General features: G+C 69.3%; 7 protein-coding genes. 3 read left to right on the top strand and 4 right to left on the bottom strand.

The window, feature by feature from the left end:
- Positions 1-45 precede the first annotated feature (45 nt).
- Entirely contained in the window at positions 46-7,338 is a 7,293-nt protein-coding gene (locus tag WAX14_RS06020) for an amino acid adenylation domain-containing protein (protein WP_422627180.1), read from the top strand.
- Positions 7,339-7,341: 3 nt separating this feature from the next.
- Here WAX14_RS06020 and WAX14_RS06015 read toward each other — a convergent pair whose 3' ends face one another.
- A complete protein-coding gene (locus WAX14_RS06015) occupies positions 7,342-7,968 on the bottom strand; it encodes a TetR family transcriptional regulator (RefSeq protein WP_422627179.1) in 627 nt (208 codons plus the stop codon).
- Between the two features lie 101 nt (positions 7,969-8,069).
- On the opposite strand from WAX14_RS06015, the gene WAX14_RS06010 reads away from it, so the two are divergent.
- Positions 8,070-9,224 (top strand): lipase family protein, encoded by a 1,155-nt coding sequence (locus WAX14_RS06010; RefSeq protein ID WP_422627178.1) that lies wholly within the window; start codon positions 8,070-8,072, stop codon positions 9,222-9,224.
- A gap of 67 nt (positions 9,225-9,291) precedes the next feature.
- On the opposite strand, the gene WAX14_RS06005 is transcribed toward WAX14_RS06010, so the two are convergent.
- The 3 genes from WAX14_RS06005 to WAX14_RS05995 all read right to left on the bottom strand — a co-directional run bounded on the left by WAX14_RS06005 (position 9,292) and on the right by WAX14_RS05995 (position 10,736).
- On the bottom strand, positions 9,292-9,861 hold the full coding sequence (locus WAX14_RS06005; protein ID WP_422627177.1) for an AAA family ATPase: 570 nt from the start codon (positions 9,859-9,861) through the stop codon (positions 9,292-9,294).
- Positions 9,858-10,244 (bottom strand): TA system antitoxin ParD family protein, encoded by a 387-nt coding sequence (locus tag WAX14_RS06000; protein ID WP_422627176.1) that lies wholly within the window; start codon positions 10,242-10,244, stop codon positions 9,858-9,860. Before WAX14_RS06000 ends, WAX14_RS06005 begins: the two co-directional genes overlap by 4 nt.
- A gap of 138 nt (positions 10,245-10,382) precedes the next feature.
- Positions 10,383-10,736, bottom strand: coding sequence for a VOC family protein (locus WAX14_RS05995; protein WP_422627175.1), 354 nt, complete (start codon positions 10,734-10,736; stop codon positions 10,383-10,385).
- Between the two features lie 178 nt (positions 10,737-10,914).
- Here WAX14_RS05995 and WAX14_RS05990 point away from each other — a divergent pair, with 178 nt between their 5' ends.
- The gene (locus tag WAX14_RS05990; RefSeq protein ID WP_422627174.1) at positions 10,915-12,336 is read left to right on the top strand and encodes a DUF1254 domain-containing protein; all 1,422 of its coding nucleotides are present in this window, start codon (positions 10,915-10,917) and stop codon (positions 12,334-12,336) included.
- Positions 12,337-12,445 lie beyond the last annotated feature (109 nt).

The following is a 12,445-nucleotide window of genomic DNA, read 5'->3' as shown; positions in this document are numbered from 1 at the left end:
GTCGTCGACATCAACGCGGTCACCGTCGACACCGACGACGGCCCGGTGCTGCGCGCCCACTGGTCGTTCCCTGCCGGGCTGCTCGACACCGCGACCGTCACCGCCCTGACCGCGGCGTGGACCCGGGCCGCCACCGCACTCGCCGATCACGTGCGCGACCCGCACGCCGGCGGTATGACCCCATCGGATCTGCCGCTGGTGCACCTCGACCAGAGCACCGTCGACCGTCTCGAGCAGCGCTACGGCCCACTCGAGACGGTATGGCCACCGGCGCCGCTGCAGACCGGACTGCTGTTCCACGCGCTGCTCGCCGGTCAGGCCGCCGCCGCCGACGCGTACGTCGTGCAACTCTGCTTCGACCTGCGCGGCACCGTCGACCCGGACCGGCTGCGGCGCGCCACGGTGATCATGCTCGACCGGTACCCGAATCTGCGGGCCGCGTTCACCGGCGACGGCACCGGCGGATTCGTGCAGGTGATCCCGGCGCACGTCGAACTGCCGTGGACGGTGCTGGACGTAGCCGGACACGACGACCCGGACGGGGACGCCGACCGGATCCTCGCCACCGACCGGCACACCCGATTCGACATCGCCGCCGCACCGCTGCTACGCGGCACGGTGATCCGCACCGGCGCCGACCGCTACCGGCTGGCACTGACGAACCATCACATCCTGCTCGACGGCTGGTCCACCCCGCTGCTGGTCAAGGAACTGCTGCTGCTGTACGCCACCGACGGTGACACCACGGCCCTGGAGCGGCCACACAGCTACGGCGACTACCTCACGTGGCTCGCCGGACTCAACACCTCGGACTCCCTCGACACCTGGACACGGGCACTGGCCGGCGTCGAGGATGCGACACTGCTGGTCCCCGAACATCGCACCGGCACCGCCGACACCGTCTCCGAGGATCTGCTCGTCGACCTGCCCGCGGACCTGGCCGCCCGCCTCGACGCCGTCGCCGCGCACCGCGGGATCACCGTCAACACCCTGGTGCAAACGGCGTGGGGGCTGGTGCTCGGCGCGTTGACCGGCCGCACCGACGTGGTGTTCGGCGCGACCGTCTCGGGCCGGCCACCACAGGTACCGGGTGTCGAATCGATGGTGGGCCTGTTCATCAACACCGTTCCGGTGCGCATCACCATGCATCCGGCCGAGACGATCGGGGCGCTGCTCGACCGGGTACAGGCCGAACAAGCCACCCTGTTCGATCACCATCACGTGCGGTTGAGCACCCTCGAACAACAAGTCGGTGCCGCCGCCCGATTCGACACCCTGACGGTGTTCGAGTCGTACCCGGTCGACGCGGCCGGGTTGACCGCCGACACCGACATCGCCGGGATGCACGTCGCCGACATCATCGGCCACGACGCCGCGCACTACCCGCTGAGCATCGTCGCGCACAGCGACACCACACTGCACCTGAAGATGAAGTTCCTGCCGGAACTATTCGACCGGGACACCATCACCGCGATCGCGCACCGCATCGAACGGGTCCTCGAGACCCTGACCGCCGACCCCGATACCCGGGTCGCCGCAGTCGACGTGCTCACCGCCGCCGAACGCACCGCCTTGGCCCCGGTCACCGGCCCCGCCGGCGGCACCACACTCACCCTGCCCGCCCTGTTCACCGCGACCGCGACCGCACACCCGGACGCGATCGCCGTGACCGCCGACGACCGGCACCTGACCTACCGTGACCTCGACGAATGGTCGACCCGCGCCGCGCGGATGCTACTCGACATCGGAGTGGGCCCGGAAACATTCGTCGCCCTCGGCATCGCCCGGTCCGTCGAGTCGGTCGCCGCGGTGTGGGCGATCACCAAGACCGGAGCCGCATTCGTGCCGGTCGACCCGAACTATCCACCCGAGCGCATCGCCTTCGTGCTCGACGACTGCGGGGCGAGGGTCGGGGTGACCACCACGACGCACCGCGACCGGATGCCCGACACGGTGCGGTGGCTGATGCTCGACGACCCGACACTCGCCGAGCACATCGCCGACACGCCGGCCGCACCGGTGACCGACACCGACCGGGGAACGACGCTGCGGCTCGCACACCCCGCCTACCTGATCTACACGTCCGGCTCGACCGGCCGCCCGAAAGGGGTGGTGACCACCCACCGCAGCCTCCACAATTTCGTGCTGGACCAGCAGCAGCGTTTCGCAGCCGGGCCCGGTGCACGGGTCATGCACTTCTCGTCACCGAGCTTCGACGCATCCATCTTCGAATACCTGCAGGCATTCGGGTCCGGTGCCACCCTCGTCGTCGTGCCCCCGACCGTGTACGGCGGCGACGACCTGGCCCGCATCCTGCACGACCAGCAGGTCACGCACGGGTTCATCACCCCGGCGGCGCTGGCGTCGCTGCACCCGGCCGACATCCCCGATTTCGTCGACCTCGCCGTCGGCGGCGAAGCCTGGCAACCGGAACTGCGCGACGCGTGGGCACCGGGCCGACGTCTGGTCAACGCGTACGGGCCGACCGAGACGACGATCATGGCGGCAATCAGCGACCCGATGACCACGGGCGGTCCGATGACCCTCGGTGGTCCACTGCGCGGCGTCCACGCGGTGATCCTCGACCGGGCGCTACGCCCGGTCCCGGCCGGGGTACCGGGGGAACTGCATCTCGCCGGATTCGGGGTGGCCCGCGGCTATCACGCTCGCCCGGACCTGACCGCCGCCCGGTTCGTCGCCGACCCCCACGGACGCCCCGGGGAGCGGATGTACCGCACCGGCGACATCGCCCGCTGGACCGACGACCACGAACTCGACTACGTCGGCCGCTCCGACTTCCAGGTCAAGATCCGCGGCTTCCGCATCGAACTCGGCGAGATCGACGCGGCACTCACCACCCACCAGGACGTGTCGTTCGCGGTGACCCTCGGACACACCGCCCCGTCCGGAGACACCGTCCTCGTCGCGTACGTACTGCCCGAACCCGGCCGGACGATCGATCCCGACACCCTCAAAACCCACGTGGGGGAGACACTGCCCGCCCACATGATGCCCGCCGCGGTGGTCGGCCTCGACCAGATCCCGCTGACCCCCGTCGGCAAACTCGACCGCCAGGCCCTGCCGGTACCGGAACTGACCACCACCGGCAGCCATCAGGCGCCGGCCACCGACCTGGAAACCGTCATCGCCGCCGAACTCGCCGACGTGCTCGGCGCGGACCGGATCTCGGTAACCGACAGCTTCTTCGACATCGGCGGCAACTCGCTGATCGCGACCCGCGCGGTCGCGCGGCTCGGCGCGACCCTCGGCACCGACATCCCGGTGCGGGCGCTGTTCGAGGCACCGACCGTGCGGGCCCTGGCCGCGCACCTCGCCGACATCGGCGCCGCACCGGCCGCAGGAGCCCTGGCGGCACGACCACGCCCCGACCGCATCCCGCTGTCCCCGGCGCAGCAACGCCTGTGGTTCATCAACCAGTTCGACACCACCTCGGCGGCCTACAACATTCCCCTCGGTATTCGCCTGAGCGGACACCTGTCGATCGCCGCGCTCGGCGCAGCACTGCACGACGTGCTCGACCGACACGAAAGCCTGCGCACCGTGTACCCGGCCGGCGCACACGGCCCCAGCCAACGCATCCTCGCCGCCGACGATGTCCCGTTGACCCTGGACGTGGTCACCACCGACGAGAACGCCGTACTCGCCCGGGTCGGCGAGTTCCTCGGTGAGGGATTCGACGTCACCGTGGACGTGCCGTTGCGGGCCCGGGTGTTCACCGTCGGCCGCGACGAACACATCGCCGTGCTCGTCGTGCATCACATCGCCGCGGACGGGGCCTCCACGGCACCGCTGGCCCGCGACCTGTTCACCGCCTACCATGCCCGCACCCGCGGTGAAGCCCCCCGCTGGGAGCCGCTGCCGGTGCAGTACCCCGACTACGCGCTGTGGCAGATCGAGCGGCTCGGCGACACCGCCGACCGCACCTCGCGTGCCGCCGCGCAACTCGAGCACTGGCAGCGGGCCCTCGCGGGCCTGCCCGAGGTGCTGACCCTGCCCACCGATCGGCCCCGCCCGGCGCAACAGAGTTTCCGCGGCGACATCGTCCGATTCCGCATCGGCGCGGACCTGCACACGAAACTGGCACGGATTGCCGCCGGCCGGGACACCACCGTGTTCATGACGGTGCACGCCGCCCTGTCGATACTGCTGGCACGGCTGTCCGGCAGCGACGACATCGCCGTCGGCACCCCGATCGCCGGCCGTGGCGACCGCGCCCTCGACCCCCTCGTCGGCATGTTCGTCAACACTCTGGTGCTGCGCACCCGTGTACCCGAGGACATCACGTTCACCGAGTTGGTGTCGCGGGTCACCACCGGCAACATCGACGCGTTCAGCCACGCCGACGTCCCGTTCGAACGCGTCGTCGAAGCGCTCGACCCGGCCCGCTCCACCGCACACTCGCCGCTGTTCCAGGTTTCCCTCGAATTCCAGAACACCGAACGTCCCAGCCTCGAACTGCCCCATCTGACCGTCACCGGGCTGCACTTGGATCCGACGGTGTGCAACTTCGATCTCGAACTGCTCGTGGCGGACACCCCGACCAGCACCGGCGGCGGCCTCGACGCGGCATTCGTGTACGCCACCGACCTGTTCGACGCCGACACCGTCACCGCGTTCGCCGACCGCTTCCTGCGACTGCTCGATGCGCTCACCACCGACCCGGACCGGTCGATCGGCGACGTCGATCTGATCACCGACGACGAGCGGCGCGCCCTGGTTCCGGCGTACGGCCCCACCGGATCGGGCACCGGCCGGTGGCCCGATCTCATCGACGGGGCCGTGACCGCCGCACCGGACGGGGTCGCCGTCATCGACGGGGACCGCACCATCACCTACCGGGACCTCGACACCGCCGCGAACCGGTTGGCCCGGCTGCTGCTCACCCGCGGCGCCGGCCCCGACACCGTCATCGCACTCGCATCGACCCGATCCCTCGAATCGGTCACCGCGGTGTGGGCGGTCACCAAGACCGGGGCGGCGTTCGTCCCGGTGGACCCGGGGTATCCGACCGACCGGATCACCTACATGCTCGACGACAGCGGCACCCGGCTCGGTATCACCACTGCCGCGCACCGGAGCGCCCTGCCTGCGGGCATCGACTGGATCGTGCTCGACGATCCGGGCACTGCCGCCGGCATCGCCGCCCACGCGGGCGCCGCCGTCACCGACCGGGACCGGCCCGTGGCACTGCACCGCGACCACCCGGCCTATCTCATCTACACCTCCGGCTCCACCGGCCGCCCCAAGGGAGTCACCGTCACCCATCGGGGTCTGGCGGACCTGGCCGCGGAGGAACGCGACCATCTGCAGATCGAACCGGCCAGCCGCGTCTCGCACCTGGCGTCGCCGAGTTTCGACGCGTCGGTGTTCGAACAGATGATGGCATTGTCGGCGGCCGCGACGCTCGTCGTGGTCCCGCCGCAGGTGTACGGCGGCGCCGACCTGACCGACGTGCTCGACACCCATCGGGTCACCCACGGATTCATCACACCGACCGCGCTGGCCTCCCTCGACCCCGCCGCGGTACCGGCACTGCGGGTGCTGCTGGTCGCGGGGGAGGCCTGCCCGCCGGACTTGGTGGCCCGCTGGGCCCCGGGCCGCCGCATCATCGACGCATACGGGCCGACCGAGGCGACGATCATGACCTCGCTCAGCGCGCCGCTGGCTGCGGGAGAACCAGTCACCATCGGGCGGCCCACCCGCGGGTTCCGCGCGGTCGTCCTCGATGCACGGTTGCGTCCGGTGCCCGTCGGGGTGGCGGGGGAGTTGTATGTGGCGGGCCCGGGATTGGCGCGTGGCTATCATGCCCGCACGGAGCTGACCGCGGCCCGGTTCGTCGCCGATCCGTACGTTCCCGGACAGCGGATGTACCGCACCGGGGATGTGGTGCGCTGGACCGGTGATCACCGCCTGGACTATGTCGGCCGCTCCGACTTCCAGGTGAAGGTGCGTGGTTTCCGCATCGAACCCGGTGAGATCGACGCGGTGTTCGGCAGTCACGAGCATGTCGTGTTCGCGCACACCCTCGGGCATACCGCACCGTCCGGGCAGACCGTCCTCACCACCTACGTCCGGTCGGCACCGGCCACCGACACCGACGTAGCGGAATTGAAACAATTTGCGGCACAACGACTCCCATCCCACATGGTGCCGACCTCGGTGATCGCAGTCGACGAGATCCCCCTGACCCCGGCCGGCAAACTGGACCGCCGGGCACTCCCGGCACCGAACTTCGGCACCACCACCGACGACACCTACCGGGCACCGGGCACCGGGCTCGAACACCTCGTCGCCGACATCTTCGCCGAACACCTCGGCCTGGAACGAATCTCCGTCGACGACAGCTTCTTCGACCTCGGCGGCACCTCCCTGCTGGCCACCCGGGCACTACCGGCCCTCGCCGAACGCCTCGGCCGACGGGTCCCGCTGCAGGCGATCTTCGTGCACCCGACCGCCGCCGACCTGGCCGCCCACCTGGCCGCACCCGGCGAACCCACCGGCATCGACGACGCACTGCGGGTACTGGTGCAACTCCGCGAGGGCACCGGCCCGGCACTGTTCTGCATACATCCCGCCGCCGGCCTCGCCTGGGGATACACCACACTCGCACAGCGACTCGACGGACACCGGCCGGTGTACGGGCTGCAATTGCCGACATTGAGCGGCGAACAGCACATCGACACGATCCGGGCACTGGCACACCGGTACGTCCAGGAGATCCGCCGCGTGCAACCGCACGGCCCCTACCACCTGCTCGGCTGGTCCCTCGGCGGCATCATCGGCCACGCGATCGCCGTCGAACTGCGGCGCTGCGGCGAGGTCGTCGACACCCTCGCACTGCTCGACAGTCACCTGGTGACCACCGGGGGAGCGCCGACGATCGGGGTCACCGATATGCTCCGCGACCTCGGCGCCACCATCGACGGCGGCCCCGAACCGACCGTCGAGCGAGCCGCAGCGATCCTCGACGAGACCCTCGGCGGCGGCACCGGCTTGACCGCCGCGCACCTCGAACGTATCCAGGCCGGATCGACCGAAGCATCCCGCGCCGCGCGACGACATTCCCCCGACACCTTCGACGGTGACGTGCTGTTCTTCACCGCGAACCGGTCGGCGTCGTCGATACCCGCGGTCGCCGCCTGGCACAACGTGGTCTCGGGAGACATCCACCAATACCGCCTCGACTGCGAGCACCACGAGATGGTGACCCCGACCGCAATCGAGACGATCGACGCGGTCCTCGCAGCGCGACTCGAGGAGAGCGACGAGACGCTCCGACACTGGGGTCACGGTGAGGTCGGCGCCCCCCGCCGCTGATCCCTACCGGGCGGTCAACAACCCCAACGCCAGCGCCACGAGTTCATCACCGAGCTCGTCGAGACGAGCCGCCTCCGGTTCGCGTTCCCACGCCGCGAGCGCCCCGATGACGAACCGCGCCATCATCGCCACCCGACGTCGCCGGAGCTCTGGAACAACCCAGATCAGGGCGTCGGCCATGTCCGCGAACAGCTCGTGCACCACCGTCAGCGACTCCGTGTGCGGCTGCCGCGCCGTCTCGGCGGCGTCGAGAGCAAAGATGTCGAGGGGCAGCGTGGCGAGCCACTGCTCGTTGAAACGGGCCCAATAGCTCGGCCGGTGACGTCCCACCTCGTCGACCAGGGGGCGCACGTACGCGCGGACCATCGCCACGAGGGTGTAACTCCCGGCGGCGCGGGCGGCGGCGACCGCGTCCGCGCGCGCCGCGTTCACCGGAACCGTATGCAGTTCCCACACAGTGACGAGGAGGTTCTCCCACGATCCGAAGTGATAGGTGATCGCCGAATTGTTCCGGTGGCCCGCGGCCTTGACCACCTCGCTCGCATGAACACCGTGCAGTCCGCGCTCGGCGACCAGGCGCTCGGCCGCCAGGACCAGAGTGAGACGGGACGTTGACAGTGTGTCGCGCATCACGGTAGTAAGAAACCCTTCTTAAACATGTCGAGGTCTCGACCTCGCATCCCCGTTCGGAGGCACCCATGCGTCAGCATCGACCCACAGTTCCGGCTCGAATGATAAGTGGGATCGCGGTCACCGCGGCGATCCTGACCGGCTGCTCCGCCACCGACAACAGTTCCGACACGAGCACGCCACAACCCGGTGACCTGCTGTCCACCGCACCCCTCACCACCGCCGCCGCACTTCCCGGCGCCGCACGCAACGAACTGATCACCTACTCGTCGGTGAACGACGCCGGCCGGCCCATCGTCGTCTCCGGCACCGTCGCGATCCCCCCGGGCACCGCCCCCGACGGCGGCTGGCCCGTCATCAGCTGGGGACACGGCACCACCGGCATCGCCGACACCTGCGCCCCCTCCGGAGACACCGTCGACGGCGCCGCGCACGACTACCTCGCCCGCACCATCGCATCCCTCGACCGCTGGCTCGACCAGGGCTACGCCGTGGTCCGCACGGACTACGAAGGCATGGGCACCCCCGGCGACCACACCTACCTCAACGCCCGATCCGAGGTGAACGCCATGACCGACATCGTCACCGCCGCCCGCAACCTCGACGACTCCGTCGGCACCACCTGGATCGCCGTGGGGCACAGCCAGGGTGGGGCGGCCGCAATCAGCGCCTCCGAACTGGGCGTCGAACGCGCCGAAGGACTCGACCTGGCCGGCGTGATCGCACTCGCCCCTGGCAGCGGCCTGAGTCAAACCCCGCTCTACATCACAAGCGGCGACCAATCCGTCGCGCCCGTCCTCGGCTTCCTACCCCTCACCCTCCTCGGCGCGGCAGCAGCCGACCCCGCCGTGGTACCCGACGACATCGTCACCCCGGCCGCCGATCCCCTCATGAAGGCCGCCCGTACCGGCTGCATCGCCGACGTCCGCGCCGCGATCGGCGACATCCGGGTCGACTCGGTGATCCGACCCGACGCCGACCTCGGACCGTGGACCGACTACCTGAAGGAGCAGGAACCGGAGAACACCACCCCGGCCGCTCCCGTGCTGATACTCCAGGGCACCGCGGACACCGTGGTCGCCGCACCGACCACCGACATCCTGACCGCGACACTGTGCGGCAAGGGAGCCCCGGTGGTGTACGAGACGGTCGACGGCGCCGACCACCGCGACATCATGGACGCCTCCTTCGACACCGCAACGGCATTCGCCGCGGACGTCGTCGCGGGCACCGAGATCGCACCGTCCTGCCCGTAACGACCGCTGGGCGCGGCGGAGACAATCGCACCACGATCACCTCCGACGCGCCCGCAACGGGGTGCAGTCACCCCAATTCCGCGAGCGCCGCCGGCGCCCACACCGGCCACCCGAGCGCCCCGACCGGCACCCCGGCCGCGAACCGCGCCACCACGCGCGGAGTTCCCGACGCCGTGTCGTACACCGTCGACTGATCCGCCCGCCCGATCGCCTGCGCGACCAGAGGCCACAACCGCCGATACCGGGACCGGATCTTGCCCTCCGGCACCGAATGCCCACCCGATTCGACACGACGGGCGACACGCAGCACAGACAACGCCTCGGGCACGAGCATCACATGCAGCACCACCGTGAACCCCGCACCCTGCGCCCGATCGATCAACCCCAGCTTCGACGCGTGCGAGAACACCGTCTCGGCGATGAACGAACGGCCCTGCGCGAGCAACCGATCACGGGCGGCCGCCGCCAGCTGCGCAGCCTCGTACGACATCTCCTCGGCCCGATCCGGCCACCGCTGCCGCGCGATCACATCCGCATTGACGAACACACTGCGCGGCAGCAGGGGAGCGAGAGTCACCTCGACGAACGTGGACTTGCCCGCACCGTTCGGGCCGACGATCAGATCCAGACGCCTCATTCGGCGTCGAGCACCCACGTCGTACCGTCGGGACGCTGCTCCACCAGTCGGCCCTCCGCGTCGAGCACCACGGTGGTCACGCCGCGCGCGGCGAGGACGCTGCCGTAGTCGGTGTCTGCGAGTCCGTCGGCGATGCGGGCGTCGATCTCGGCATTGAACAACCGGCCCTCGGCCGCGGTGAGATCGGCGGTCGGTCGGCTCCCGGCCAGGGCACCCTGCACCCGGTGCAGCGAGGCGGTCTCGTGGGCCGTCATGGCTCGGCCGATGCGCGCCCAGTATTCGAGTTGCTGACGGCCGGTGCGGTTCTGCCGGCCACCCTCGGCGATGGCGCTGTCGACGAGTTCGGCGTCGAAGCGAGTGACCTTGTCGGTGTACGGAGCCATCCCAACCTCCCGGTGTAGCAGACTGCTACCGATTGTAGCGCAGTGCTACAGCAGGGTGCACCCTCCGGCCGCACCTGCTACGGCGGGAGGGTGCGGAAACGTTCAGCGCTGTAGTGGACTAATGGGAGGTATCAAGCCTCAACGCTTCAGGGGACTGTAGAACACCAGCCCGTTACCCTTGTTGTCGTACACCACCGCACGCCGCTCGTGCGCGTCGTCGTACGGGCCCGTGACGATGCCGCCGCCGGCGTCCTCGATGGCCTTCGCTGCAGCATCGACATCGGCGGTCTTGATCCCGACGACCACCTGACCGTGGATCGGATGATCGACCGCCGTGGCGAGCGCCAACGTCACCCCGCCGCCGTCGAGGGCAGCGAAATGCGTGCCGTCGCGGAACTTGAGCGCCATCCCCAGGGTGTCGCCGTAGAACTTGATCGACTCGTCGAGATCGTCGGTCGACAAAATGATCATCTTCACTTCGTGGTCGCTCACGGACAAGGCCCTCCTTCGATGACAGTGCCCGTCCAGCCTAAGCCGTTCGGCGGGATACGAGGAGGGCCGAACGGCCGGAAGATCGACGCCGAAACGACCCGGCCACGCCACACTCCTGGATACGATCTTTGGGTTGCCAGCATCACGATCCGCCTCGACCCACCGGGCAGGAGATCCTGTGAACCACAACGAACATCCACTGGCAGATGCCCTGTCCGCTGTCGGGATCCCGGACCGGGTGAACACCCCGATCGGGTCGTTCGACTTCTTCGACGGCGTACCCCTTCCCGATTCGGTCGCCACGCTCTACGACGGTCTCGACTTCCTCCGCGGCGTCGAGGTGTTCCTCAACACCGTGCCGGGCGCGTCGCTGGTCGCGATGCGCAGGGGACTGCGCAGCCTCGGCGTCGACGGCCTGGGCACGATGGCCTACACCGAGCCGCGGGCGAACTCCGGGAGCCTGTTCCTCACCCCGAACACCGAAACCACCTACGGGACAATGTTCCTCGACCTGCGCGACGGTCCGGTCGTCATCGAGCCACCGCGCAACTCGCTGTGCGTGGTGGACGACTTCTGGTTCCGCTACGTCGCGGACATGGGCATCGCCGGGCCGGACAAGGGCGCGGGCGGAAAATATCTCTATCTTCCACCGGATTTCGACGGTGCCGTGCCCGACGGTTACTTCACCTACCGGCCGACCACCTACACCCTCTGGGTGGTGTTCCGCGCACTCGGGGGAGTCGACGCGATCAAACAGACCCGCGTCTATCGGCTCGACGACGCGGCCGACCCACCCCACCTGACTTTCGTCAACTTCGCGGACACCACGATCAACACCGTCCATGCCAACGACGCATCGTTCTTCGACGAGGTCGACGAACTCGTCCAGGAGGAGCCGTCGGGCTCGCTCGATCCCGAACGAGCCGGGCAACTCGCCGCCATCGGCATCGAACACGGGACGCGATTCGCACCCGATCCGCGACTGCGGAACATCCTCGATACGGCGGCGAAGACCGCCGCCGGCATCAGCCGCGCACTGGTGTACTTCCCGCGTAACCGCGAGGCGTTCGTCTTCGAGGGCTCCTCGTGGAAGCAGGCCTTCGTCGGCGGCAGTTACGAGTTCCTGCACGCCCACGCCCGTCTGCTCGACGCGCGCACGCAATACCACTACTTCGCCACCGTGATCACACCCGCGATGGCGCGCGCCCAGGTCGGCGCCGGATCGGCCTACACCTACACCGCGGAGGACGCCACCGGACGGATCCTCGACGGCGGCACGACGTACCGGCTGACGTTGCCCCCGAATCCGCCGGCGAAGAACTTCTGGTCCGTCGACATCTACGACACCCAGACCCGGTCCCTGCTGCAGACCGACAATCCCTATCCGAGCCTGATGAGCCTGAGCGGCACGGTCCAGGAGGAACCCGACGGGTCGATCGCGCTCTGGTTCGGTCCCGCGGCACCCGCCGGCACGGAACACAACTGGATCCAGACGGTCCCCGGTAAGAGCTGGTTCCCGATACTGCGTCTCTACGGCCCGCTGCAACCGTGGTTCGACAAACTCTGGCGACCCAGCGAACTCGAGATCGTCGACCAGTAGTTAGTCCGCAACAATTCGTCACTGTGACGAATATGGGATCGTTACCCCGTCGGGATCATCTCGACGGGTGGGGGGTGCGCGCCGATCGAGCCCGGCAACAGGCGCGCAC

The organism is Rhodococcus sp. (in: high G+C Gram-positive bacteria) (assembly GCF_049299235.1).
Taxonomy (GTDB): domain Bacteria; phylum Actinomycetota; class Actinomycetes; order Mycobacteriales; family Mycobacteriaceae; genus Rhodococcus.
This window is presented reverse-complemented; position numbering and strand designations above follow the sequence as displayed.

What these genes read in the sequence shown, in the direction of transcription:
- WAX14_RS06015 (WP_422627179.1), bottom strand. Translation starts at nt 7,968, where the DNA reads ATGCGCGACACACTGTCAACGTCCCGTCTCACTCTGGTCCTGGCGGCC.
- WAX14_RS06010 (WP_422627178.1), top strand. Translation starts at nt 8,070, where the DNA reads ATGATAAGTGGGATCGCGGTCACCGCGGCGATCCTGACCGGCTGCTCC.
- WAX14_RS06005 (WP_422627177.1), bottom strand. Translation starts at nt 9,861, where the DNA reads ATGAGGCGTCTGGATCTGATCGTCGGCCCGAACGGTGCGGGCAAGTCC.
- WAX14_RS06000 (WP_422627176.1), bottom strand. Translation starts at nt 10,244, where the DNA reads ATGGCTCCGTACACCGACAAGGTCACTCGCTTCGACGCCGAACTCGTC.